This window comes from Brevundimonas pishanensis (assembly GCF_022750635.1).
GTDB lineage: Bacteria > Pseudomonadota > Alphaproteobacteria > Caulobacterales > Caulobacteraceae > Brevundimonas > Brevundimonas pishanensis.
On sequence record NZ_JAJKBG010000005.1, the window covers coordinates 91,193 to 115,874 of the forward strand.

The 24,682-nt window shown below is 61.3% G+C and carries 25 protein-coding genes; 15 read left to right on the forward strand and 10 right to left on the reverse strand.

Annotated features, from left to right (window positions below; translation table 11 throughout):
• Positions 1–68: 68 nt before the first annotated feature.
• The 4 genes from LOX95_RS10755 to LOX95_RS10770 all read left to right on the forward strand — a co-directional run bounded on the left by LOX95_RS10755 (position 69) and on the right by LOX95_RS10770 (position 1,775).
• Positions 69–605, forward strand: a complete 537-nt coding sequence (locus tag LOX95_RS10755) for a 6-pyruvoyl trahydropterin synthase family protein (protein ID WP_242914484.1) — start codon at positions 69–71, stop codon at positions 603–605.
• A complete protein-coding gene (gene folB / locus LOX95_RS10760) occupies positions 602–991 on the forward strand; it encodes a dihydroneopterin aldolase (protein WP_242914485.1) in 390 nt (129 codons plus the stop codon). The genes LOX95_RS10755 and folB overlap by 4 nt, the downstream gene beginning before the upstream one ends.
• Before the next feature lie 57 nt (positions 992–1,048).
• Complete coding sequence (locus LOX95_RS10765; RefSeq protein ID WP_242914486.1) at positions 1,049–1,420, forward strand: serine/threonine protein kinase; 372 nt, start codon at positions 1,049–1,051, stop codon at positions 1,418–1,420.
• A 67-nt stretch (positions 1,421–1,487) separates the two neighbouring features.
• Positions 1,488–1,775 (forward strand): GNAT family N-acetyltransferase, encoded by a 288-nt coding sequence (locus tag LOX95_RS10770; protein ID WP_242914487.1) that lies wholly within the window; start codon positions 1,488–1,490, stop codon positions 1,773–1,775.
• Between the two features lie 15 nt (positions 1,776–1,790).
• Here LOX95_RS10770 and LOX95_RS10775 read toward each other — a convergent pair whose 3' ends face one another.
• The 5 genes from LOX95_RS10775 to uvrB all read right to left on the reverse strand — a co-directional run bounded on the left by LOX95_RS10775 (position 1,791) and on the right by uvrB (position 7,596).
• On the reverse strand, positions 1,791–2,114 hold the full coding sequence (locus tag LOX95_RS10775) for a hypothetical protein (RefSeq protein ID WP_242914488.1): 324 nt from the start codon (positions 2,112–2,114) through the stop codon (positions 1,791–1,793).
• Between the two features lie 155 nt (positions 2,115–2,269).
• Positions 2,270–2,446, reverse strand: a complete 177-nt coding sequence (locus LOX95_RS10780) for a hypothetical protein (protein WP_242914489.1) — start codon at positions 2,444–2,446, stop codon at positions 2,270–2,272.
• Positions 2,447–3,239: 793 nt separating this feature from the next.
• Positions 3,240–3,809, reverse strand: coding sequence for a DUF4276 family protein (locus tag LOX95_RS10785; protein WP_242914490.1), 570 nt, complete (start codon positions 3,807–3,809; stop codon positions 3,240–3,242).
• The gene (locus LOX95_RS10790; protein WP_345791448.1) at positions 3,796–5,133 is read right to left on the reverse strand and encodes an AAA family ATPase; all 1,338 of its coding nucleotides are present in this window, start codon (positions 5,131–5,133) and stop codon (positions 3,796–3,798) included. Before LOX95_RS10790 ends, LOX95_RS10785 begins: the two co-directional genes overlap by 14 nt.
• A gap of 57 nt (positions 5,134–5,190) precedes the next feature.
• Positions 5,191–7,596: an excinuclease ABC subunit UvrB gene (gene uvrB / locus LOX95_RS10795; protein WP_427846586.1), complete on the reverse strand. Its 2,406-nt coding sequence runs from the start codon at positions 7,594–7,596 to the stop codon at positions 5,191–5,193.
• A 385-nt stretch (positions 7,597–7,981) separates the two neighbouring features.
• On the opposite strand from uvrB, the gene LOX95_RS10800 reads away from it, so the two are divergent.
• From LOX95_RS10800 to LOX95_RS10810, 3 genes are all read left to right on the forward strand, one after another.
• A complete protein-coding gene (locus LOX95_RS10800; RefSeq protein ID WP_242914493.1) occupies positions 7,982–10,930 on the forward strand; it encodes a TonB-dependent receptor plug domain-containing protein in 2,949 nt (982 codons plus the stop codon).
• Between the two features lie 144 nt (positions 10,931–11,074).
• Positions 11,075–11,647 carry a hypothetical protein gene (locus LOX95_RS10805; RefSeq protein ID WP_242914494.1) on the forward strand — a complete coding sequence of 191 codons (573 nt, stop codon included), beginning with the start codon at positions 11,075–11,077 and terminating at the stop codon, positions 11,645–11,647.
• Positions 11,644–12,933 (forward strand): dicarboxylate/amino acid:cation symporter, encoded by a 1,290-nt coding sequence (locus LOX95_RS10810; RefSeq protein ID WP_242914495.1) that lies wholly within the window; start codon positions 11,644–11,646, stop codon positions 12,931–12,933. The genes LOX95_RS10805 and LOX95_RS10810 overlap by 4 nt, the downstream gene beginning before the upstream one ends.
• Before the next feature lie 66 nt (positions 12,934–12,999).
• On the opposite strand, the gene LOX95_RS10815 is transcribed toward LOX95_RS10810, so the two are convergent.
• Positions 13,000–13,194: a hypothetical protein gene (locus tag LOX95_RS10815; protein ID WP_242914496.1), complete on the reverse strand. Its 195-nt coding sequence runs from the start codon at positions 13,192–13,194 to the stop codon at positions 13,000–13,002.
• 165 nt (positions 13,195–13,359) lie between these two features.
• On the opposite strand from LOX95_RS10815, the gene LOX95_RS10820 reads away from it, so the two are divergent.
• Both LOX95_RS10820 and LOX95_RS10825 read left to right on the forward strand, forming a co-directional pair.
• A complete protein-coding gene (locus LOX95_RS10820; protein WP_242914497.1) occupies positions 13,360–13,683 on the forward strand; it encodes a PadR family transcriptional regulator in 324 nt (107 codons plus the stop codon).
• The gene (locus tag LOX95_RS10825; protein ID WP_242914498.1) at positions 13,644–14,816 is read left to right on the forward strand and encodes a hypothetical protein; all 1,173 of its coding nucleotides are present in this window, start codon (positions 13,644–13,646) and stop codon (positions 14,814–14,816) included. Before LOX95_RS10820 ends, LOX95_RS10825 begins: the two co-directional genes overlap by 40 nt.
• Before the next feature lie 69 nt (positions 14,817–14,885).
• Here the strand turns inward: LOX95_RS10825 and LOX95_RS10830 are convergent, their stop codons facing one another.
• Positions 14,886–15,125 (reverse strand): DUF2798 domain-containing protein, encoded by a 240-nt coding sequence (locus LOX95_RS10830; RefSeq protein ID WP_242914499.1) that lies wholly within the window; start codon positions 15,123–15,125, stop codon positions 14,886–14,888.
• A gap of 293 nt (positions 15,126–15,418) precedes the next feature.
• Here LOX95_RS10830 and LOX95_RS10835 point away from each other — a divergent pair, with 293 nt between their 5' ends.
• Positions 15,419–15,820, forward strand: a complete 402-nt coding sequence (locus tag LOX95_RS10835; protein ID WP_242914500.1) for a host attachment family protein — start codon at positions 15,419–15,421, stop codon at positions 15,818–15,820.
• 299 nt (positions 15,821–16,119) lie between these two features.
• Here the strand turns inward: LOX95_RS10835 and ilvA are convergent, their stop codons facing one another.
• Together ilvA and LOX95_RS10845 are read right to left on the reverse strand one after the other, a co-directional pair.
• Positions 16,120–17,625 (reverse strand): threonine ammonia-lyase, biosynthetic, encoded by a 1,506-nt coding sequence (gene ilvA / locus LOX95_RS10840; protein WP_242914501.1) that lies wholly within the window; start codon positions 17,623–17,625, stop codon positions 16,120–16,122.
• A gap of 103 nt (positions 17,626–17,728) precedes the next feature.
• Positions 17,729–18,406, reverse strand: a complete 678-nt coding sequence (locus LOX95_RS10845) for a hypothetical protein (protein ID WP_242914502.1) — start codon at positions 18,404–18,406, stop codon at positions 17,729–17,731.
• A 145-nt stretch (positions 18,407–18,551) separates the two neighbouring features.
• Between LOX95_RS10845 and nadA the strand changes: the two genes are divergently transcribed.
• The 4 genes from nadA to nadC are packed head-to-tail and all read left to right on the forward strand — an operon-like array spanning position 18,552 to position 22,878.
• Complete coding sequence (gene nadA, locus LOX95_RS10850) at positions 18,552–19,628, forward strand: quinolinate synthase NadA (RefSeq protein WP_242914503.1); 1,077 nt, start codon at positions 18,552–18,554, stop codon at positions 19,626–19,628.
• Positions 19,629–20,483, forward strand: coding sequence for a metalloprotease (locus LOX95_RS10855; protein ID WP_242914504.1), 855 nt, complete (start codon positions 19,629–19,631; stop codon positions 20,481–20,483).
• On the forward strand, positions 20,483–22,003 hold the full coding sequence (locus LOX95_RS10860) for an L-aspartate oxidase (protein WP_242914505.1): 1,521 nt from the start codon (positions 20,483–20,485) through the stop codon (positions 22,001–22,003). The genes LOX95_RS10855 and LOX95_RS10860 overlap by 1 nt, the downstream gene beginning before the upstream one ends.
• 20 nt (positions 22,004–22,023) lie before the next feature.
• A complete protein-coding gene (gene nadC / locus LOX95_RS10865; RefSeq protein WP_242914852.1) occupies positions 22,024–22,878 on the forward strand; it encodes a carboxylating nicotinate-nucleotide diphosphorylase in 855 nt (284 codons plus the stop codon).
• Positions 22,879–22,962: 84 nt separating this feature from the next.
• On the opposite strand, the gene LOX95_RS10870 is transcribed toward nadC, so the two are convergent.
• A complete protein-coding gene (locus LOX95_RS10870; RefSeq protein ID WP_242914506.1) occupies positions 22,963–23,985 on the reverse strand; it encodes a cell wall hydrolase in 1,023 nt (340 codons plus the stop codon).
• A gap of 430 nt (positions 23,986–24,415) precedes the next feature.
• On the opposite strand from LOX95_RS10870, the gene LOX95_RS10875 reads away from it, so the two are divergent.
• Positions 24,416–24,616 (forward strand): hypothetical protein, encoded by a 201-nt coding sequence (locus LOX95_RS10875; protein WP_242914507.1) that lies wholly within the window; start codon positions 24,416–24,418, stop codon positions 24,614–24,616.
• Positions 24,617–24,682: the final 66 nt, after the last annotated feature.

A 24,682-nucleotide genomic window follows, 5' to 3' on the forward strand; every position in this document is an offset into this window, starting at 1 on the left:
AGTGTTGATGCGCAACCCCGCGCAAGCGCCTATATGGCGGCTGTTGTATCTCCTGATTGAAGTCTTCCATGCCTGCTGTCCGTTTCACCCGCCGCTTTTCGATGGCGCACCGGCTGATCGCCGATGCGGCGTCCAAGTGCGCCGTGCCGCACGGGCATAACGAGTTCGTCTCGGTGGTTTTAGAGCCGCTCAAGGAAATCGATTTCGGCGGTTCCAACTATGGGGCCAGCTTTGAGCGTTTGAAGACGCGCTGGCACGGCTTTGTGGACCGCAGTCTGGACCACGCCTTTCAGCTCAACAGCACCGATCCTCTACTGACCTATTTCAAGGAACACGAGCCGCAGCGCCTGAAACAGGTGCTGGTGGTGGATGGTGATCCGACGACCGAGGCTCTGGTCATTGCCCTTTGGCGCAAGCTGGAAGCGATCATTGCGGCCGAAGCGCTGCCGTTCCGTCTGTCGGAACTGGCGATTGAAGAGACCCCGACCAATACGGTGCTGGCGCGCGGTCTGACCGATGCCGAGCGCGCGTGGCCGCTGGCTGGCTGGTGCGACCGGGCGGACTACAGCATCAACGACATTCTGCCGCCGGAGACGTGGGCATGACGGTTACGCCTCTGCCGGTAGCGGCGACACATCCGCGCCGCTTGGGCATGACTGTCCATGTGCGCGGCCTAGAGGTTCAAGCCGGTATTGGCGTTTATGATCACGAGAAGGGGCGGTTGCAGACGCTTGTGATCGACGTTGAGCTGGATTTGGGGCCTGCACCGGTGCGCGAACTGGCCGATACGCTGGATTATGACGGGGTTGCCCGTATCGTCCGAACCTTGGCCGGTGGCGAGCACATCGAACTGGTGGAAACCTTTGCGGAGCGGGTCGCGCTGGAGTGTCTTGAGGACACGCGCGTGCAGGCTGTGCGTGTGAAGGTCGATAAGCCCGATGCGATTGCGGGTACGGCGATTGCCGGCTGCGAGGTTTCGTACGCACGGTGATTGCCTGCGGGCACTGTGACGGGCATGCTTGCGGGAAGCGGGCCAAGGAGTTTGTGCATGTCGATCCGACGCGAGATTAACGAGTTCAGCCGTCGTGGTCCCATCGTGGACCGGATTGGTCTGTCGGCGACGTATGCGCTGATCCTGCTGGCGGTGCCGACCTTTGGTATCGGGGCCGTGGTGGGTCTGGCGAGCGTTCTTTGGGGCGAGGCTCCGCAGGACGATTTGGCGAGGAGCCACCGCGAGTATCAAAAGCGAACCTTGCTGGTGGCCCTGGCGGCTATCGCAGGTGGGGCGCTGTTGATCATCGTCAATGTCGGCGTGTTTGTGCTGTTTGCCGGCCTGATTTGGACGCTGGTTCGCGGGATGCGGGGGCTAAGGGCGCTGCAGCATGGTCGCATGATCGAGAATCCCCGCGGCTGGTTGTGAATAGTCGGGAACGCCGGATGGTTTCGGGAGCTTAACTACTTCTCAGGGAAGTGGAATCGAGAGGCCGATGGATCTGCGCGACGTTGCCGAAAACCAGAGATACGAGCAGGGCTTTTATGACCCCGAGGGTCAACTGCGCGTCGTGTTTGCCGACTATGCTGTGAAGGGCAAGACGCGGGTCTTGCTGCACGTAGAGGCCGATCCGGCGCTGCGGGGCACGGGGGCGGCGGGGCAGTTCATGCAGGCGCTGGCCGAGCTGGCTCGAAACGAGGGGCTGAAGCTGTCGCCCCATTGCGGATATGCGCGGGCGTGGCTGTCACGTCATCCGCAGTATCGGGATGTTGTCGAATATTGAGCGGCTAGCCGCTCCTCAGGTGGAGGAGCGGTGCACGATGTGTTTGATGGTCTCGGCCTTGGCGGGCAGGTCATCGACCAGACGACTGGCGATTTCGCGCGCGCCGACGGGGTAGGCGTCGCCGCCCTCTGCGATTTCGCGGGCCATTTCGGCAGCCTTGAGCAGCGCGATTTCGAGTGCTTCAACCTGTTCGAGCGCCAGTGCGCGGGCTTCGGCCTGCAGGCGTTTGACGCGCTCTGCGGTGGATTCCGGCTTGCGCATGAGGTCATACACCTCGGACTCGGGCGAGGAGACGAGGCGCAGCTTGGCCCGGTCGGTCTCTTTGCTCGGCTCTGACATAACAGGTTCCCTTCCAACTCCGGTCGCACGCACTGTGGGGGAGCTAAGGCGTTAACTGCTGTTAAGAGGCGTAGTTCCTCACGGTTACGCTTTGATACTGCTCTGCCGCAAATTTGGCGAGACGGTGTTGTATTCTGGCCTCTGTCAGGTACCGGTCAGACGTTTTGCCCGTCTTTGGGGCCGTAGCCTTTGAGGTCAGCGATCTCGAAGAGGCGCTCGACGCGGCGCATGAGCTCGCGGCGCAGGCGGCGTTCTTCTCGCGGGCTGATGTAGTCGGGCGAGGCGGGGTCTGCGTGGGGCGGTGTGATGCGCTTGGGTTTAGGCCGCGTCATGAAGCTCGCTTTCGGAAATTGGGTTTAGCCACATCGCCGTGGGCGTGTGGTTGGAGGGCAGGCGGGGCGCGCGGGCTTTGCCCGGCGTAGGTTTGGTTTCCGTTTCGGCAAAGGCACGCGCCCCGCGCAGACGGTTATTCACCAGCCTCTGGCCGCGTCGGGTCGAAAAGGCGGAGCCTTTTGACCGCGGCCAAACCAAACTGAGGCAGGCACCGCTGTTGGCGGTTACTCCCAGTGCCGGTGGCGGGCAGCGGACACCTGCGGCGTCCTGCTGGTACGGTCCGAGTTTCCACCTCGACCCTTGCCGGAGTTCTATTCCCCAACCTTGATGCCATCCCCCACCGTTGAAGGTGAGTGATTTGCCGCCGTCAGGCGGCTCAGCCCGCGTCGGGTCGAAAAGGCGGAGCCTTTTGACCGCGGGCCACTAAGAATGTTGTCGGGATACACACGCGATAGCGCGGCTACATCCAACACACCCCATTGGCCGTTTGGTCGAAGGCCCTTTGTTCTCTCGCCGTGCGGATCAAGACTAAGGCTTTATCGCAAACTCCATCGGCTCCGTTCCTTCCGGCGGGGGTTGGTCCCCTTGTGGGGCCAAGCCTCGGCCGGAGGGGCGGACCCCGCTCCATCCACTCCCGTCACCGCAGGTCCGCAGGCCTTACGAGCCCTCCATGCGACGGAACGCAGGAAGGATGGCACGGGTGGAAGGTAGGGCGAGTTCAATGATGTGGAATGGCGGGTAAGGCCCACGCGGTCGCGATTTCAGTGCGAGCCTTTTTATTGTAGAAATATTTTAGGTAGCTAGCCATCCACAGTCGGGGAACGATTTCTCAATGTTAGATATCCTTGCTGATGGAGAGTTGCTGCAGATTTTGGACCATCTAACTTTTGAAAACAAAGTAACTCCATCTGTAGTTTTGTCGTAATCAGCTTTGGGCATGTATTCTTTTAGAGATTTGCAGCCATTTCGACCTTCAAATTTAGCTTTTTTAGACATCTTCTGACCAAAATATTTCTCAGTTATCTCTGTGTCAGAAAAAAGCCAAGATTCAATATCGAAATCTGGGATGGCAACGTTAACAGTTAAATTTGGAAACTCTTTAATTAATTTAGCCTCAAGTTCATGTTTCAATTCTTTCGAAGTTTCGGTACGGGACTCTCTATCAAACATCACGAATACATGAGTGTACTCGTTTAGCTGGATGGCAGCCTTTAGCTTTTTGAAGATATGATCAACAGTACTGGTGTGGCCATAAATACCGATTTTCCTTGCCTTGATTCCAAATGCCTTTTTGAGTCCGAGGACTTCAGTTTCGCCCTCAACAAAGAAGGCATACTTCTTTTTCGATTCACAGTTGGTCATTGGAATAAAGGTGTCCTAGCCCAAAACCTGTTGAATTGATGCTTTCTTTGACTCGATCCGGATTCCGAATTTCGAATATGTTGGTTCCGTCCTCGGTAAACTCACAAATCCGAAGTTCCGAAGGATCTGCTTCATTGACAATAGTTTCGCTATGGGTGCTCACAACATAAAAGCTATTATCATTCTTTGACGTCTCAGATCTTAGAATCTTGATAATCAATCGTTGTGCTGCAGGGTGCATAAAATTCTCAGGCTCCTCTAGGCAGAAGCTTGGGAAAGATGAGGATCGGATAATTGCTAGAGTAGCGAGCCACTTTGCGGTCCCGTCACTGGCGTATTCAAAAGGAACTTTGGTTCCGTTTGTGTATAAAATGGTAGTATTTATCTTGCCTGTTCGTAAGTCAGGAACGATAATAATATCCTTTACTTGGTCATTTATCTGGGTGAAATTTGTTACAATTCTGTTGTATTTAGAATTTGGCTTAGCTTTTTTTGTGCGTTTTCCGGAGTTTTGCGGTTGTATGCGATTCAAATAGGAGACGGTCCCGCCTCCGTCGCTAGATATTTCCTTGTCTAGGTAAAGTTCTTCTGGCTCCCTGACTTTGTCAGGAATGATGTTAAATGATCTTTCAAAGGAAAGTGCGATCTTAATATCGTCTGCGCGATCCATCAATGAAAGACTTGGATGTATAAGTATGGATGCACCATTTCTGGTCGAGAGCTGCAGCGTTTTTAAGCTGTCGATCTGATTATCTTTGCTGGTTATTCGTTCTAACATGTGTGATGAAAGAACGCTTCTAACACTAGCGTATATATCGAGCTCTATATTTGATTGGCATTCAGCGTGGTGTCCGGATTTGATGTTTACGTCTAGATCTGGCCGACCTTCTACGCTTATAGAAATTTCCTCATTGTCAATAAAGACATCAAAGCTTGGTCTAGAAACTGATATTTCTAAAATATACTTAAAATCAGCATATAGCTCGGCGTGTTCTTTTCCGGATCTATTCTTAAGGATGTTTCCGTTATCGCTTGTTTTTATTCGGCCCTCAATTTCAAATGAAATTTTTGGCCTCGACCTTCTGCTGTTCAATTGGTCTATACTGAATACGCGCGATATACCGCCTAGTTCAGATATAGCTGATCGAACTCCTTTTTTTATATAAGTGGAAAGAAATACTAGAGAGGTTATTATATTTGTCTTGCCGCTTCCGTTTGGCCCGACGAAAACGTTTACTCCTTTATCAAGAGTGAACTTAGAATTGTTCAATGAGCGAAAGCCGCTCACCGTATAACTTAAGTAGCTATGTTTTGATTGCATCATATGAGTCTGAGAACATTGATATGGTTCATTGTGAGCTTCTAGTCTGCATAGTCAAGCTTAACGCCCCCGCCTAAACGCCTCCGCCTTCTCAGCCGCAGCCTCCTTCCGCCACCGCTTCGGCGCTGACTTGTCCACCTCTTCGCCAGCACCCGTCAGCGCCTCATTGGCGAACTCGAGATCGAGCAGCTTCATGCGCTTGATCTCGTCGCGGAGGCGCGCCGCTTCCTCGAACTCGAGGTTGGCGGCGGCGTCGCGCATGCGGGTTTCCAGATCCTTGAGGGCGGTCTGGAAGTTGGAGCCGGTGAAGGGCTTGGTTTCTTCCTTCATGCCCGGATTGGTGAAGCGGTCGATCTCGCGGGACTCGTAAGGAGACTCCATGATCTCCTTGATGTCGCGCTTGACCGTGGCGGGGGTGATGCCGTGGGCCTCGTTATAGGCCTGTTGCTTTTCGCGGCGGCGGTTGGTCTCGGTGATGGCGCGTTCCATCGAGCCGGTCATGCGGTCGGCATAGAGGATGACGCGGCCATCGACGTTACGCGCGGCGCGGCCGATGGTCTGGATGAGGGAGGTTTCCGAGCGCAGGAAGCCTTCCTTGTCGGCATCGAGGATGGCGACGAGGCCGCACTCGGGGATGTCCAGACCTTCGCGCAGCAGGTTGATGCCGATGAGGCAGTCGAAGCTGCCCAGACGCAGGTCGCGAAGGATTTCGATGCGCTCCAAGGTATCAATGTCGGAGTGCATGTAGCGGACGCGGACGCCCTGTTCGTGCATGTACTCGGTCAGGTCCTCGGCCATTTTCTTTGTGAGGGTGGTGACGAGGGAGCGGTAGCCGTTGGCGGCGGTGGCCTTTACCTCGTCGATGACGTCGTCGATCTGGTTGCGGGTGGTGCCGGAGACGGGGCGGATCTCTACCGGCGGGTCGATCAGGCCGGTGGGGCGGATGACTTGCTCGGTGAAGACGCCGCCGGTCTTTTCCATCTCCCAGCTGCCCGGGGTGGCGGAGACGAAGACGGTCTGGGGGCGCATGGCGTCCCATTCCTCGAACTTGAGCGGGCGGTTGTCGATGGCGGAGGGGAGGCGGAAGCCGTACTCGGCCAGAGTGGACTTGCGGCGGTAGTCGCCTCGGAACATGGCGCCGATCTGGCCGACGGTGACGTGGCTTTCGTCCACGAACAGCAGGGCGTTGTCGGGGATGTATTCGAAGAAGGTGGGCGGGGGCTCGCCCGGTGCGCGGCCGGTGAGCCAGCGGCTGTAGTTCTCGATGCCCGCGCAGGAGCCGGTGGCCTCCATCATTTCCAGATCGAAGCGGGTGCGTTGTTCAAGGCGCTGGGCTTCCAGCAGCTTGCCGTTCTCGACCATCCAGTCGAGGGTTTCCTTCAGCTCGGCCTTGATGCCGGTGATGGCCTGGTTGAGCGTCGGGCGGGGCGTGACGTAGTGGCTGGCGGCATAGACGGTGACTTGGTCCAGGCTGGCGGTCTTCTTGCCGGTGAGGGGGTCGAACTCGTCGATGGCCTCGATCTCGTCGCCGAAGAGGGAGATGCGCCACGCGCGGTCTTCCAAGTGGACGGGGAAGATTTCGATCGTGTCGCCGCGCTTGCGGAACATGCCGCGCTCGAAGTGGAGGTCGTTGCGCTTGTATTGCAGGGCGATGAGGTCGGCGCGGAGTTTGGCTTCGTCGATGGTGTCGCCGACCTGTAGGCCGAAGGTCATGGCGGTGTAGGTCTCGACCGAGCCGATACCGTAGATGCAGCTGACCGAGGCCACGACGATGACGTCGTCGCGCTCGAGGATCGCGCGGGTGGCGGCGTGGCGCATCCGGTCGATCTGCTCGTTAATGGAGCTGTCCTTCTCGATGTAGGTGTCGGTGCGCGGGACGTAGGCCTCGGGCTGGTAGTAGTCGTAGTAGGAGACGAAATACTCGACCGCGTTGTCGGGGAAGAAGGCCTTGAACTCGGAATAGAGCTGGGCGGCGAGGGTCTTGTTGTGGGCGAGGATCAGGGCGGGGCGCTGGGTTTCCTCGATGACCTTGGCCATGGTGAAGGTCTTGCCCGAACCGGTGACGCCGAGGAGGACCTGTTCGCGCTCTCCGGCTTCGGCCTGCTGGACCAGTTCGGCGATGGCGGTGGGTTGGTCGCCTGCGGGCTTGTACTTGGTTTCCAGACGGAAGGGCTTGCTGAGCTTGCTACCGCCGCGGGTGGGGCGGTGGGGCTGCCAGCCTTCGGGCGTGCCGGGGGCTTCTTCGGGTGTGATGCGCGGGCCGACGCCGAACATGGGCAGGTTGCGCGGGGGCGTGGCGCTGTCGTGGATGAAGGGGGTGGGGGCCTCGGCGACGCCCTTTTTTATAGCCTTGGCCTGTTCCAGAGCTTGCTGGTTCTCGGCCGCGCGGGCGGGGTCCGAGACGTGGACCGGTTTGGACGTCGCGCTTGCGGGCTTTTTCGGAGGTGTCGAGGGGGAACGGGCCATGAACATACAGGTAATGCACAGGGGCGCGGGGCGCTAGGGGGCGAGCAGAAGTGTGTGATTTTGGCCGACTGCGACAGTATAGCGACGCTATGCGGGTTTGGGTGGGGGCGCGCAACCTTGGGATATTATTGTGCAGATCGGGTTGATTTCCGAGGTGGCAGTTCAATCTGCGGTTATTAGATGCAATATTTCGCCATAACAACGTGACGTATCGATTATTGTTATGCGTATAACACCGATTTGGTGAAATAATATTGTTGCGAATGTGTTGGTAGCTGAATAGCCGGTGTCAGCAGGAGCGTGCAGTAGTTGGGCGCGCCGCGTCGCACGACGTTCGTTGATCGCCGTGCAGTTGTTTGTAAGTTGAATAGGTTACAGAGTGTCTATGCGTACTCGTAAAGACTATCTGCTTGGCTCGACGATGGCAGTTGGTGCTGCTGCAATGTCGATGGCCATGCTGGTCCCGGCAGCTGCGGTTGCCCAAGATGCTGGTGAAGACGCCACGCAGGTCGAAGAAATCGTTGTCGTTGGCTCGCGTATTCGTCGCGACAACTATAACGCCCCGTCGCCGACGCAGGTCGTGACCCGCGAAGAAGCCACGCTGCAAGGTTTTGCTTCGACCACTGAAGCCCTGCAATCGAACGCCATCACCGGCGGTACGTCGCAAATCACCAACGCCTTCGGTGGCTATGTCACCAACGGAGGTCCGGGTGCCAACACCATCGGTCTGCGCGGCATGGGTCCGAGCCGTACGCTGGTCCTGCTGAACGGCCGTCGCGTTTCGCCAGCCGGCTCGCGCGGTTCGGTCGGTGCGGCCGACCTGAACGTTCTGCCGACCGCCATGATCGACCGCGTTGAAGTTCTGCGCGACGGTGCATCCTCGGTTTACGGTTCGGACGCTGTGGCCGGTGTGGTCAACATCCAGACCCGCAAGAATGTCGACCACCTGACGGTCGAAGCCCAGTTCAACGCCCCGATGGACGCCGACGGCAACGGTGGCTCGCAGCGTTATTCGGTTACCGGCGGCATGCGCGGCGACCGCTGGCGTATGGCCGGTTCGGCCGAACGCTACACCCGTGACGGTCTGAGCCTGCGCGACCGCAGCTTCACCCAGTGCAACACCGACGGCTTCCGTGACGGTTCGGACTTCATCGATCCGGCCACCGGCAAGTCGAAATGCTATCCGATCACCGACACCGGCTCGAACGGCGTCACCATCAACACCATCGGCACCAATATGATGCCGGGTGTTGCCGCCGCCGGTACCACGGCCACCAGCTTCAACCGCTGGCGTCCGAATGCCGCCGTGACCGAAGGTCTGGTCGGCTATGAAGGCGTGGGTGGCACCGGTTCGGACATCAACGTCCGCGACACCTTCGAAGACCGCATGCTGAACGAGTCGCTGATCTCGCCGGTTGAAATCACCACCCTGTACGGTGAAGTCGGCTATCAGCTGAACGCTCTGGGCAATGCCGAGCTGTACGGCGAAATGCTGTACAACAACCGTCGCTCGCAACAGACCGGCTACCGCCAGCTGGTGCTGGACTACGCCACGGGCTCGCCGCTGATCCCGTCGGCTCTTTCGATGTCGACCGCGATGGCTGCGGACCAGGGCCTGAGCAAGGGTCTGCCGGTTGGCGTGCGCGCCTTCATCGGTTTCGGCAACGATGTGTCGAAGCAGGAAGTCGACTTCAACCGCTATGTCGCCGGTATCAAGGGTGACTTCCTGATCCCTGACTGGCGCTATGACGCTTACGTCAGCTTCTCGAAGTCCAAGTCGACCTACAAAGCCAACCAGTTCCTGACGGACCTGATGGCCGAGTCGCTGGACGTTGTCGAAACGGCTCCGGGTCAGTTTGCCTGCGCCGAGCTGGCTGCTCTTCCGGGTTGCGTGGCCGCTCCGGCTCTGACCGCTGAAGTGGTCGGCGGTGTGCTGCCGCAAGACTGGCTGGACTTTGTCTATCGTCCGGTGATCGGTACGACCGAGTACAAGGAAACCGTGGCCGCTATCGGTCTGGACGGTCCGCTGTTCTCGCTGCCGGCCGGTCAGGTCATGGGCTTCTTCGGTGCCGAAATCCGTAAGTCGGAAATCGACGACACCCCGGGCCTGGATTCGCAAACGGGCAACACCTACAACATGTCGTCCTCGGGCATCACCCGCGGTTCGGACCAAGTGTGGGAAGTCTTCGGCGAAGTCGAAGTGCCGGTCCTGATGGACAAGCCGTTCGCCCGCGAACTGACCTTCAACGGTTCGTTCCGCTACACCGACTATGACTCGTATGGCGATGACACCACCTACAAGGTGGGTCTGGTTTACAAGCCGGTTGACGGTGTGACCCTGCGCGGCACCTACGGTACCTCGTACCGTGCTCCGGCCCTGTTCGAGCAGTACGTCGGCGCGACCACGGGCTTCCTGAGCAGCACCGGTGACCGTTGCAACGAGTACGGCATCAAGGACGTCAACCCGAACCGCGTCGCAAACTGCGCCGCTGAAGGTCTGGCTGCCGACTTCGAGAACAAGTCGTCGATCCAGGTTGTGACCTCGGGTGGTGCGGACGCCGGTCTGGCCGCCGAGACCTCGACCAACATGACCATCGGTCTGGTTCTGCAGCCGACCCTGCCGAATGGCTGGGGCGATCTGGCATTCGCTGTCGATTACTACGAGATCGAGGTTTCGAACGGTGTCTCGCGCACCGGCGCAAGCCAGATCCTGACCCGCTGCTATGACTCCAATCCGGAAGACTTCGCAGCCAACGTCGGCTTCTGCCGTCTGGTCGAACGTGACGCGGCAGACAACAGCCTGACCGTCTATGACAGCTACATCAACCTGGCGACCGACAACGTTAAGGGTCTGGATTACACCGTCCGTTACCGTAACGACTTCGGTCCGGGCTCGCTGCTGGTGAACCTGGGTCTGACCCAGTACACCGAAGTGTCCTCGAAGCTGTTCGCTGACGATCCGCTGGAAGATTACGTCGGCATGGTCGAGAATCCGGAGTTCACCGGTTCGTTCGACGTGTCGTACGCCTGGGATCAATGGCGCGTGCGCTATGGCATCGAATACGTCGATGCGATGGACAGCTACGACTACTACGAAGAAGACCGTGCTACCTCGGCCTACGATCTGGCGACCGGTTCGTACCAGAACCACAACGTCTCGGTTCAGTATCACAACGATAGCTGGACGGTGACGGCGGGTATCCGCAACCTGTGGAACGAAGATCCGCAGACCGTTTCTGCCGGCTTCACCAGCCGCGTGGGTAACGCTCCGCTGTACTCGGCTTACGACTACGTCGGCCGTACGGCATTCCTGAACCTGACCAAGACCTTCTGATCAGGCGCGTGATCCCGAAAGGGTGATCGTAAAAAGGCTTAAGGGCGGTGGATCGAGAGGTCCGCCGCCCTTTTCCTTTGTCCGCAAGGGTGGCAGGGTCGCGGGCTGGCTAATGGCTGTCGCGATGAATTTTCGGGGACTGGGATGCATTTGAACTCGGGCTGGATGTGGGCTGGACGTGTGGCCAAGGTATTGGCGCTGCTGTTCTTCTTTCTGCCGTGGCTGGTGGTGAGCTGTAACGGCCAGAACCTGATCGAAGCTTCGGGCTATCAACTGGCGACCGGCACGATTGAACTGCCCGACGTGGCACTGGCCCCCGAGGGGCAGAACGGGGCCTGGTGGGCGATTGGTGCCATGGTGGTGATCGTGCTGGGCCTGATCGGCAGCTTTGTGATCGCGAAGATCAAGATGGCCGGACGCGTGGTGGCGGCAACAAGCGCGGTGGCACTGGTGCTGCTGGCGGGTGGTATGGCCCAGACGGTCGGCAAGATGCAGTCCGAGATGAGCGAGCAGGTCAACAAGAGCGGCAAGGGCGACAGCGACATGGACAAGCTGGAGCGCCAGTTTGCCCAGATGATGGGGCAGGCCATCCAGGTGGATATCCAGTCCGGCTATTGGCTGACGCTGTTGGCGCTGGCGGGCGGGATCGCGGGGGGCGTGATGGCCCAGTGGCCGCGCCGCGGCGTGGTGCAGTCTGATAACGCTGCGGGCGTATGACGGGTATGGGCAAGGCGCGACGATTTCTGGCTTCGCTGAGCGTTCAGGTGCTTCTGGCGCTGACGCTGGGGCTGGCTGTGGGTATGGCCGCACAGAAGTGGGGTTTGCCGGGTGGAAGTGCGACGGCGGACCTGATCCAGTCGCTTGGCCAGCTTTGGCTGAATGCGCTCCGGATGACGATTATACCGCTGGTGTTCAGTCTGTTGGTGACCGGCGTGGCGTCGATTGCCGATGCGGCGCGGGCGGGACGGATGGCACTGAAGGCCGTCGGGTGGTTTGCGGCGATGATCCTGGTCGCGGTCGTTTATTCGGTGCTCGTGTCCTATGGCCTGCTGTCGATCTGGCCGGTGGATACCGAGGGGGCGAAGCTGTTGCTGGCGGCGGCACCCACTGCGGGTGATGTCGGCGGGGCGGCACCGTTTGGCGAGTTCATCAAAACCATTGCGCCGTCGAACCCGATCCGTGCGGCGGCCGAGGATGCCATTCTGGGCATTGTTGTATTTGCCGTCTTCTTTGGCTTTGCCGCATCGCGCTTGCCAGACCGGTTGAGGTTGCCGCTGACGACCTTCTTCGAGGCGGTGGGCGAGACGATGATTATCATCGTGCGCTGGGTGCTGGTGGCGGCGCCGCTGGGTGTGTTTGCGCTGTCGCTGGGCGTGGGCCTGACGGCGGGGGCGAGCGCGGCGGGTGTGCTGTTGCACTATGTGGTGGTGATCTCGCTGGCCTGTATCGGGATCGGTTTGTTGTTCTATCCGCTGGCGATGGTGTTCGGGCGGGTGAGTCTGAGCCGCTTTGCGCGGGCAGTGGCTCCGGCGCAGGTGGTGGCGTTCTCGACGCAATCGTCGCTGGCCAGTCTTCCGGTCATGGTCGAGCGGGCGGTCGACGTGCTGGGCGTTCGCAAGTCGACGGCGGGTCTGGTGTTGCCGCTGGCGGTGGCGGTGTTCCGCATTACCTCGCCGGTGGCGAACCTCGGGGTGGCGCTTTATTGTGCGCACCTGTTCGGCATCCATCCGAGCATGGGGCAGTTGATTGCCGCCATGCTGACAGCGGCGCTGATCTCGGTGGGGACAGTGGGGCTGCCTGGTCAGGTCAGCTTCTTTGCATCCATCGCGCCGATCTGTATCGCCATGGGCGTGCCGCTGGAGATGCTGCCGCTGTTGCTGGCGGTGGAGGTTATTCCCGACATCTTCCGTACCGTGGGCAATGTGACGGCGGACCTTGCGGTCACCCGTATTGTTCAAGGCGGTGATGTGGAGCCGGACGGCGATATGGCTGCCGGGATCTAGGTCCTGTTGCAGCAGACATGAAAACGGCGCGGTTCCGAAAGGGGCCGCGCCGGTTTTGTATGGACGCTAGTCTTCGAGCATCTCGAACATTTTTTCGGCTTCGTCGAAGTCCTCGAAATCCAGTCGTGATGGATCGTGGATGATAACGAAGCGGGTCGTGCCCGTGCGGCCCTGCAAGGGGCGGTCCCATTGCCAAAGGGCGCGGTCGGACCGCTCTTGTAGCAGCGTCCACAGGCCTGGATCGGTCGGCGGCGTTGGCAAATATGACCTCAACATCATCGAAATAGTCCCCCCGGCGCAAAAGAAACCACGCAAGTTCGGGTTGAGTCAAAAAACCATGTGATGCGAGGCGTTGACATTCTCGTGTGGGAGGTGGCATACACTGTGTGCCACACACTATGTGGCGCAATAGTAAGAATGGACGCGATGGCGGACGATCTGTTTGAGAGTTTGCGGCTGGAGCTGCGGCGCGGGTCGCTGATCCTCGCCGTTCTGGCCCAGCTTCGTAGCGAGCAATACGGCTATTCGCTGCGGATGGCGCTGTCGGGGGCGGGTGTGGAGATGGAGGAAAGCACCCTCTATCCGCTGCTGCGCCGGCTGGAGAGCCAGGGGCTGCTGGTCAGCGAGTGGCGCGAGGAAGAGAAGCGCAAGAAGCGGTTTTACCGGCTGTCGCCGGAGGGTGAGGCCATGCTGGAGCGACTGGCCGTGGAATGGCGGGCGCTGTCGGCGTCGGTGGAGGCAATGCTGTGAGCAAGGGTGAGGGAATGGAAAAGATGCTGGAGGCCTATCTGGCCGCTGTGGCGGCGCAACTGCCCAAGGACCGGCGCGAGGACATCGTGACCGAGCTGAAGGATGAAATCCTGTCGCGTGCAGAGGTACGCGAAGAGGCTTTGGGACGTGGGCTGTCGGACGACGAGTTCGAGCAGCTGTTGCGCGAGGTGGGGCATCCGCTGGTGGTCGCGGGACGCTATGCCGAAGGGCCGCAAGGGATTGTCGGGCCGGAGCTGTATCCGTGGTGGTGGTTCGGTGTGCGTATGGCGATTGCAGCGGTCGTTCTGGTTTCCGTCATGGGCGTGGCGGTGCAGGTGCTGGCCGGGACAATCGATCCGGCGCAGGCAATCGGACGCGCGATCCAGCAGGCCATTACCAGCGGTCTGATGGCGATTGGCTGCGTGACGCTGGCGGGGTGGTTGATCGAGCGTCAGCCCGCGCGCCCCAAATTCCTCTGCGACTGGAAGGTCAAAGACCTTGGCATGTTCGAATGGTCGGGCTCGTTGAACCGCGAAGCCGTTTCGAAGATGTTTGCGACGGGTTCGACCGGCGCGGCGGGTACGACTGGCGGGATCAAGGCCAAGGGATCGGGCAAATGTTCGCACGGGTTTTCGCCGGTCGCGGGTGCGGCAGCCAGTGCCGTCTTCACCGCGGTTGTGCTGGCGTGGTGGCTGGGTCTGCTGTCGCAGATGCAGTTGGGGAGCGTAACGGGGGCCGATGGCCTCGATTACGGGCCGCTGCTGCGTCAGGTGCATCAGCTTCTGTACTGGCCGGTGGCGGGGATTTTCGCGGGGCGCATCCTGTTTGACGTGATGCGGGTGCTAACGGGCAGTCCCGTCCGTCTGACCGCCGCCGGAGACATGGTGTTCAGCGTGGCCAATATTGCCGTGCTGGTCTGGTTCTGGGTGGCGTCGCCACTGGCGTCGATCATTCAGGTGCCGGACATGGGGGGCTTGGTCGAAAGGCTGGCGCGCGATAGCTGGCACACCCAGCCAATCGCGGCCTTGCTGACGGCCATTGTGGTCTTCGGGCTGGTGACGGAGGTCTTCCGCTTTATCGGGGCGGCGCTGCGGTTGGCCACGGGCAAGGACCGTCGGCAGTCGGAGGACTGATTGGGTCGAATAACGAGTCAGAAACAGAGACCGGGACAGCGCAGGCTGGCCCGGTCTCTTTGCTTTGGATCAGACCTCCTGCGGTCGGCGCAGGGTGAAGGCCAGTTTGAAGCCGAGGCGGCTGAAGACCTGCGTCAGCACGAAGGCGATGGGCCATGCGACGATAAACTCGCGCGGCCAAACGCGCAGCCATTCGGCACCCACACCCATGTGGATCGCACTCATGATGCCGGACATGGACAGGGCCATGAAAAAGGTGATGAAGACCTGAGCGAGCAGGAGGGTCTTGGGATCGGGCTTGCCGTGCATGGACGTCTTTCGATGACGGACGGCGGGCCGAAAGAGAACCTTCGGCGACGCCATCCTTGAAGAGGAAATGGCGTCGCGGGTTCCGGGCCGTTGCGGGCCTAGACTGGATCTTGCGGGGCTGCCGCAAGGGCCGGAATAACCACACCGGCCTCACAATCTTTTCGACTGGCGTGGGGTAGGCGCAGTCGGCAACACGGTCAAGGTCGTGGCGATGAGCAGAAACCGACGTCGGGGCAACGAATAGGGCGCGGGGTCGTTAGGTTCGGGTCGGGGGTGTTTCCGAGGAGAGTTTTATGATCCTGCCCAGCAATGCTCTGGTTGCCGTGGTTGACGGCGAGAAACTGGCCCTGTTCCGCAATGGCGGCAGTGCTACCGAGATCCAGCTCAAGGCGATTGAATCCCCGCAGCTGGAAGATCGGGTTGTCGGTTCGGCGGGGCGTAATTCCAGCGATGCCAATCCGGACAACGACACCCAAGCCGAGGACGGCTTTGCCATGAGCGTGGCGCAGGCGCTGAACAACTGGGCGCTGAAGAACAAGTTCGACAAGCTGGTGGTGATCGCCGCGCCCAAGACCATGGGCGAACTGCGCAAGCACTGGCACAAGGAAGTGCAGGGCGCGATTGTCGGCGAGATTACCAAGACGCTGACCAATGCCTCGACGGACGACATCATCAGGTCGATCGAAGCGGCGTAAATCCAACGCCTTCAGCTTCTGTGATTAAGGGTCCGGTGCAGAAATGCGCCGGACCTTTTTCAACGTGGATAGGGATGGTGGGCGCTCGGGGATCACCTTTGGGGATCGAACCGTCGATACGGGGCGTTGATTGGACATTATGGTACGAGCCTGTCTGCGATCATCTTGTTCCCGCTCATCCAGATCGGGAGAGGGATAATGAGCCTTAAGCCCGCCAAGCTCGGGCCGTTGCAGACGGCTTTGATGGCTCTGGGGGCGGCCTTGTATCTGATGATCCGAACGCTTGTGGCGTTCCTGATCTAGGCCAAGAACAGGCGTGCGGCGGGGTTCATCGTCTCTTCGATGTAGGGGTAGCCGAGGGTGTCCAGCGCGGTGGTGACGGCGGTCTGGTCGGCTTGCGGAGCGTGGATGCCGGCCAGCACGCGGCCGACGTCGTCGCCGTGGTTGCGGTAGTGGAACAGGGTGAGGTTCCACGCGGGCTGGAGGCTGTTCATGAAGCGCAGGAAGGCTCCCGGGCGTTCGGGGAATTCGAAGCGGAATAGGCGCTCGCCTTTCAGTTCGGGGGCGCGGCCGCCGACCATGTAGCGGACGTGGAGTTTGGCGATTTCGTTGTCGCTCATGTCTTCGACGGCGTATCCGGCCTCGCGCAAGCTGGCGCAGAGGGCATGGCGTTCGTCTTGGCCGTCTTTGAGGGCGATGCCGACGAAGATCTGGGCCGTGTCGCCGCTCCAGCGATAGTTGAACTCGGTGATCGAGCGGCCTTGCAGGCTGTTGAGGAAGCGGTGGTAGGCCTCGCGGTCGTCGGGCATGGAGACGGCCAGAAGCGCCTCGGTGCCGAGGCCGATCTGGGCGCGTTCGGCCACGTGGCGCAGGCGGTCGAAATTGACGTTGGCACCCGAGTTGATGGCGGCCAATGCGCCTGAGCCCGGATTGCGGGCAGCCCAGACTTTCAGGCCTGCGAGGGCGACGGCGCCCGAGGGTTCGGCGATCGCGCGGACGTCGTCGAAGATGTCTTTGACGGCGGCGCAGATGGCATCGGTGTCGACCAGCACAATGTCGTCTAGCAGGTCTTTGCAGAGGCGGAAGGTCTCGTCGCCGACCCGGCGCACGGCCACGCCGTCAGCGAACAGGCCGACTTGGTCGAGCGTATAGACTTCACCCTCGGTGATGGCGGCCTTCATGGAGCAGGCCTCGACCGGCTCGACGCCGATGATCTTCGTCTCGGGACGCAAGAAGCGGATGATGGCGGCGACGCCAGCGGCCAAGCCGCCGCCGCCGATGGGGATGAAGACGGCGTCCAGCGGGCCGGAGTGCTGGCGCAGGATTTCCAAGCCGATGGTGCCTTGGCCCGCGATGACGAAGGGGTCGTCGAAGGGGTGGACGAAGGTGGCTCCGGTTTCCGCCTCTAGCTGGCGGGCGTGGGCGCTGGCGTCGTCGAAGCTATCGCCGTGCAGGACGACGTGGCCGCCGAGGGCGCGGACGGCGCTGATTTTGATGGCGGGGGTGGTCGTCGGCATGACGATGGTGGCCTTGGCCCCGCGCTTGGCGGCGGAGAGGGCGACGCCTTGGGCGTGATTGCCCGCGGAGGCGCAGATGACACCCTTGGAGAGCTCCTCATCGCTGAGTTGGGCGATGCGGTTATAGGCCCCGCGCAGTTTGAAACTGAACACCGGCTGCAGGTCCTCGCGCTTGAGCAGGACCGGACGCTCCACGCGGGCCGACAGGCGCGGCATGGGGTCGAGCGGGGTTTCCTCGGCCACGTCATAAACGCGGGCGGTCAGGATGCGGCGGACAGTTTCTTGCACGATTTATTCTTTAGGTCGGCAGTTCGGGGAAGGGTCTATCGATTACGAACTCCCAATGTCTAAGTCGAGGGATAAAACTTCCTCGCCCGCGCATTTGAGCGTGTCAGGGCTGGGCGAATTTGAGGTTTACGAAGATGTCGGCGGCTTGTGCGGGGGGCAGGGTGCCGAGGGTTTCGTATAGGTGGACGCCGTATTGGCATTGCTCGTCGGCGGTGAGGGGGCGAGCGGCATCGGGGTCCATCAGGCGGGACGGGACGCCTTGGTCGCGCATGGCAAACTGGAGACGGTCGATGGCGGCGGGCTGGTTGACGGTGCGGGGCTTGGGGGCGTCGATCCCCTGACGGGCCCCGATGACGGTTTGAGCGGCGGCGCGATCCAGCAGGACTTGCGCCGGCTGGCTGTAGCGGTGGGTGTCTGTGGGGCCGGCGAGAATATAGTTGGCGCAGGCAGCCGGATCGTCGTGCTGGAGCTGTTTGGCCAATGCGGTCTCGGCGGCGATGATGGCGAGGATAGCGCTGTCGGGGGCACGGGCTACATCTGCGACTTTGTCGTTCATGAAGGCGGCACCAATGGCGGCATCGTTGCCGCTGGCCTGTTGGCGCTGTTGCTGCATGGCCTTCCAGTCGTCGGGGAAATGGGTCTGGAGGGCGGCGACCATTTCCGAGGGGGCGTCGGTGCTGTTGCGGGCGTTGCCGTTCGAGAGCAGCAGGCGACCGATCACGGCAAGGCCGAGGCATGCCACGGCGATCAGGCCGATAGTGATGAGTTTGCGGTTGGACACAGTGCGCTCCCCTTCAGGTGACCGAGGGGCAACGAGGGTGCGGGGGGAATGTTCCGCTTGCGATTGACCTTGCGTCAGCGAACGGAGTGCTTATTGTATGCCTAGCTTATGCTAAAAGTGAGCATAAGGGTGTAGGGAGGCCGTCATGGGCGCTGCGTTCGGACTGACGAAGGAACTGGAAGCGGAAACCGCCGCGGTTTGGGAGAAGGTCAAGGACCACACCACGCCGATGGAATGGCCGCGCCAGGCGGAGTTGATAGCCGAGATCAACCGTCTGAAGAAAGAGCGCAATGCCGTCATTCTGGCGCACAACTATATGACGCCGGATATCTTCCACGGGGTTGGCGATTTCGTGGGCGACAGTCTGGCGTTGGCCAAGGAAGCGGCCAAGGTCGATGCGCAGGTGATTGTGCAGGCCGGTGTGCATTTCATGGCCGAGACGTCGAAGATCTTGAGCCCTGACAAGACGGTTCTGATCCCTGATTTGCGGGCGGGTTGTTCGCTGGCGTCGTCGATTACCGGCGCGGATGTGCGGCTGATCAAGCAGCGCTATCCGGGGCTTCCGGTGGTCACCTATGTGAACACGACCGCCGATGTGAAGGCCGAGACGGACATCTGCTGCACCAGCGCCAATGCTGTGCAGGTGGTGGAGTGGGCGGCCAAGGAATGGGGCGTCGACAAGGTCATCCTGATCCCTGACGAATATTTAGCGCGCAATGTCGCGGCGCAGACGAGCGTCGGGATCATTGCCTGGGCTGGTCATTGCGAGGTGCACAAGCGGTTCACGGCGCAGGACATTGCCGACATGCGCGAGGCGTGGCCGGGTGCCGAGGTTCTGGCCCACCCCGAATGCCCTGAAGAGATTTTGCACGCGGCGGACTTTGCAGGATCGACGGCGGCGATGATTTCGTACGTCGAGAACAAGCGTCCGGCGAAGGTGGTGCTGATCACCGAGTGCTCGATGGCGTCGAACATTAAGGGCGATGTGCCGGAGGTAGACTTCGTCGGGCCGTGCAACATGTGCCCGCATATGAAGCGCATCACTCTGGAGAATATCCGCGACTGTCTGTTGCACATGCAGTTCGAGGTAACGGTGCCTGAAGAGATTCAGGAACGGGCGCGGGCGGCTGTGCAGAAGATGGTGGACCTGCCGCCGCCGTCAAAACCTGCGCGCTATGATCTGGTGCGGGCCAAGCATGCTGTGGCTGTGGAGTTGATCTGAGTGACCGATCAGGGACCATGGGGCCGCCGTGACGGAGTCGAGCCGGATAATGTCGTAAGGTACGAGCCACGACCGGAAGGCAAGGGTGCGCCTAAGCCGCCGAGCCAGCCGAAGAAGGCGGGCAACGGGCGGGTGACGCTGATTGTCTCCACCCTGCTGATGATCGGGTTTCTGTGGTTCCTGACTGGTAGCTGGATCATTGCCGGATCGCTGATGTTTGCGCTGTTCGTGCACGAGTACGGACATGTGCTGGCGATGAACCGTCTGGGCATGGGCCCGGCGACCATTCACGTCATTCCCTTCCTTGGCGGTCTGGCCAAGGGCAAGCGCGAGCCGGCGAGCGAGTGGATCGGTGTGCTGGTGTCGTTGGCGGGTCCGGCGTTCGGGTTGTTGGCCATGTTACCGCTGGTCGGTGTGTGGCTGGTGACGGGCAATGTGCAATGGATCGCTGCGGCGTTCTTCGTGGCCATGTTGAACCTGATCAATCTGGTGCCTGCGCCGCCGCTGGACGGGTCCAAGGCGCTGGGTCCGGTGCTGGCGCGGGTGCACCCGATGCTGGAGCGCGGGGTGCTGTTGGCGATCGGAGTGGTCGTGGTGGCGTGGGGCGTGATGACGGGTCGCTGGATCTTGGCTGTGTTTCTGGGTCTGGCCGTGCTGGGCCATCTGCGCAGCGGGCCTTTGCGGGGATATGGCCAGCCGTTGAGCTGGGGCGAGGCGGGCAAGTCGCTGGGGCTGACGCTGTTGACGGCCGCGGCCTGTGGCGGCGCGGCGGTGGCGGCTCTGTTCGGCATCACCGGTGGGGACGTGCCCGGCGCGGTTGATCTGGTCGGGCGATATCTGGGGGTACGGTTCTGATGCGCCGCGTCGTCGTCCATGAGGGGCCGTTGATCGTCGGAGGCGGTCTGGCCGGACTGTCGGCGGCGCTGGAGGCGGTGCCTGTCGCGGGCGTGTCTAAAGGGGCGCTGGTGGTGACGCCTGCGCCGTTGTTGGATGCCTGTTCGTCGGCGTGGGCGCAGGGCGGGATGGCGGCGGCTCTCGGTAAGGATGACAGTGCTGAACTGCATGCCAAGGATACAGAGGTGGCAGGTGCGGGGCTGGTGGTGCCGGAAGTGGCCGAGGCTCTGACCGAGCATGGGCGCGAGACGGTGGAGTGGCTGGCGTCGCTCGGCGCGCCGTTTGATCGCGATGCGGACGGCGGGTTTGCCGTCTCGCTGGAGGCGGCGCATTCGATGCCGCGTGTGGCGCGTGTGGGCGGGGATGGTGCGGGACGCGCTATTCTATCGGCCGTGGTCGAGGCGGCGCGGGCGGCGAGTCATATCGAGATTTGGGAAGACGGGCGGCTGCGCGGTCTGTTGCAGGATGCGTCGGGCCGTGTGCGCGGGGCGGTGATCGAGCGCGCGGGCGTGCTGGTAGATGTGCATGCTCATGCGGTGGTGCTGGCGACGGGCGGGATTGGCGGTCTGTTTGAAGTGACGACCAATCCGGCGGCCTTGCGTGGGGAAGGGATGGCGCTGGCCTATCTGGCGGGGGCGGAGATTCTGGACCCCGAATTTGTGCAGTTTCATCCGACGGCGATTGATGTGGGGCTGGACCCTGCGCCGCTGGCGACCGAGGCGCTTAGGGGCGAGGGCGCGCGGTTGGTGGATCGGGACGGGAAGTTCTTGATCGGGCCGGAGCCGGATGCGGATTTGGCGGCGCGCGATATCGTGGCGCGGGCCGTGCATGAGGCGCGGGCCTCGGCGCGCGGGGCGTTTCTGGATGCGCGGGCGGCGGTGGGTGACCACTTCCCGCACGAGTTTCCGGCGGTGTTTGCGGCCTGTCAGGGCGCGGGGATTGATCCGCGCGTGCAGCCCATTCCGGTCGCGGCGGCGGTTCACTATCACATGGGCGGGATTGCTGCGGGCGAGGACGGGCGCACGAGCGTCGCGGGGCTTTATGCCATTGGCGAATGTGCGGCGACGGGCGTGCATGGTGCCAATCGGTTGGCGTCGAATAGTTTGTTAGAGGCGGCGACATTCGGGCGTCAGGCCGGACGGGCGGCGGCGCGTGAGGGCGCGGTGGCTGTGGGGGAAGTGTCGGCGGTGATGGTGGGGGGTGACCTGCCGGAGCCGGAGATGATGGCGCTGAGGGCAGCTATGACGCGATACTGCGGTGTGGTGCGTGGCGGTGAGGGGCTGGAGGCTCTGTGCCGGATGCTGGACGAGATGGCGGTGAGCCATCCTGTGGCGCTGTCGGTTGTGGCGGCGCAGTTGGTGGCTGAAGGGGCGCTGGAGCGGCGCGAGAGCCGTGGCGGGCATTTCCGCAGTGATTATCCGCAGACGGACAAGGTGGCCCTGCACACGCGCATGACGGCACGGGTGGCGGTGGCTGTGTGATGGATTTGAAGGACGTGAAGATGGTGCGCGAACTGCCTGATCTGGTGATCGAGCCTGTTGTGCGGATGGCGCTGGCCGAGGATCTGGGGCGCTGTGGTGATGTGACGGCGCAGGCCTGTATTCCGGCGGATGCGAGGATGAAGGCCCAGTTCCGTGCGCGTCAGGATGGCGTGATGGCGGGCGGCGCGGCTGTGCGGATCGCCTGTCTGATGATGGACCCCAAGGCGCGGGTGGAGATCCTCGTGGCCGATGGCAGCGCGATTGCCAAGGGCGATGTGCTGGTCGGGGTCGAGGGATCGGCGCGGGGGCTGTTGGCGGCAGAGCGGACGGCGCTGAACATCCTTGGCCGTATGTGCGGGATCGCGACGCAGACGCGGACCTATGTGCAGGCGGTGGCGGGGACAAAGGCGAGGATTGCCGATACCCGCAAGACGACGCCGGGGCTGAGGGCGCTGGAGAAGCACGCGGTGGCGTGCGGGGGCGGGATCAATCACCGCTTTGGCTTGGATGACGCCATCCTGATCAAGGACAATCACGTCGCGGTCTGTGGCGGCGTGGGCAAGGCTGTACGGGCAGCCAAAGCCTTTGCGCCGCACCTGATGAAGGTGGAGGTCGAGGTGGACGGTCTGGATCAGCTGGACGAGGCGCTGGCTGAAGGCCCCGACGTCGTCATGCTGGACAACTTTACGCTGACCGACATGAGCGAGGCTGTGCGGCGCGTGAAGACCAGCGGCGTTCAGGTTGTTTTGGAAGCGTCGGGTGGGGTGAATCTCGACACGGTGGCGGGGATTGCCGCGACGGGGGTCGATGTCATCTCCGTGGGGGCGCTGACCCACTCGGTGATCCAGCTGGATATCGGGCTGGATGCGGTCTGACGACCGGTAGATTTTACGGTTATTTGAGGAACGGGACGCCGGAGCAGGGGTTAATTACCCACGCTCTGGCGTCCTGTTTTCCTGTCAGGTCGCTGCTGCCAGCGGCGCGGTCTGGACAGAGGCCGCGTTCGTGCTCACCGGAACCACCTGAACGGTGGCGGCAGGTTGAGCCACAGGCTTGGTTTCTGCGGGAGCGGTTTCGGCCTTCGGAGCCGAGTACGGGCGAGGGCCCTGAGGCTCGGCCGTGATCGAGGCCTGCATCACGCGCGGAACAGCGGCAGAGGCCTGAATCTCGCTCGAGAGATTGGATGCCGAGCCGTTGCGACCGCCGAAGCGATAGAACATGTGGCTGCCGACCTGATTGACCCGCACCAGTTGGTTGCGCCACGAGGGCGAAACGGCCGTGGTGTGGAAGTGGGTCGCCGCGCCAACGGCATTGTAGGTCTCGCCAGCCAGAGCCGCCGACGCGATATCACGCGCGCGGTTCCATGCGGCGCGGTTCACCGCAGCACGCATCGCACCATTACAGGTGAAGCTGAACTGGCAGCCGGTCGAGCGGTTGGAGCCCTGGAAGACGACGCCGCAAACGGTCTTGGGGAAGGCCGGATGGCGGGCGCGGTTCAGAACCACCTGCGCCACGGCCTTCATGCCGTTGTGGCCTTCGCCGCGGGCTTCGTAATAGACGGCCTGGGTCAGGCATTCGAGATCGCGCGATTGGTCGCGGGCACCCGAAACACGGAAGCTGCCGACTTTCTCGGGAGTGGCGAGTGACTGAAGGCGGGCAGTAAGAACTTCGGACTGATGGTCGCGCAGGGCAGCGCCGTCGATCGCATAGGGGTCATGGCGATTGGCAATCGCCAGTGCGCTGGCATCGAGGCCGCCAGCTGCGAGGGCCATGGCTTCCTGGCTGTACCCGTTCATACCGGCGGTCGAAATCCGCTCGGCCTGGGTACGCACCGTCGAAGCCTGGGCGGATACACCGCCCATATAGGCTCCTCCGACCGCGAGCGTGATCAGGCCGCCAACAGCAGCGGTCACCGCGACAGGGCGCGGGTCCAGCTTGCGCATGGCGTGTTTGATCTCACGCAGGGGCGAAGAGAGTGACAAATGATCATTCCTGTGTGGCAGGGCGAGAAACGCCGCCCCTTAACTCCGGTAGTCACAGTCGGACGATGGGTCCGTACGCAATCACCAGAACCGCGATCACCGGACAGAGCGATCAGCGGAAGCCGGGCCTTAAGCCATCTACTTGTGGCGGAAATGTGATTGATTCGATGTTTGTTGTGAAGATGTGGACAAAAGTCTCGGGTATTTGAGTAGGGGTTGAGTGCCCCGTTTGGTGCCCTGTGTCGAGCTATAAGCTTATCTTGCGAATACTGTATTGGTAAGTTGATGCAATTGTGCAGTGAAGAGCTTGACCGTACCGGAAACCGTTTTCGTTAATGCACGAATACTTGAAAATGCATTAGCTTGACCGTGGGGAACCTTGGCCGGATCACCGCGTTTTAATTACAATCGATTCAAGGAGTTCGGTCCGATGAAGAACTATCGTTCACAAATCATTACTACCCTGGCCCTCGCGGGCCTGTCGGCGGCCATGCTGGCGGGCTGTGGACACACCATCGAGCAGAAGGCGGCGACCGGTGCGGTGGCCGGCGCTGTGGTTGGTGGTCCGGTCGGTGCGGCTGTAGGTGGTGCAGCAGGTGCGGCTGTCGGTCATGCCGAAAAGCCGAAATAGGACGCTTCTCTCGGCGTAAAGCTTCTCGCGAAGGCACCCCGTATCGGGGCTGGCGGAGCGAAGAAG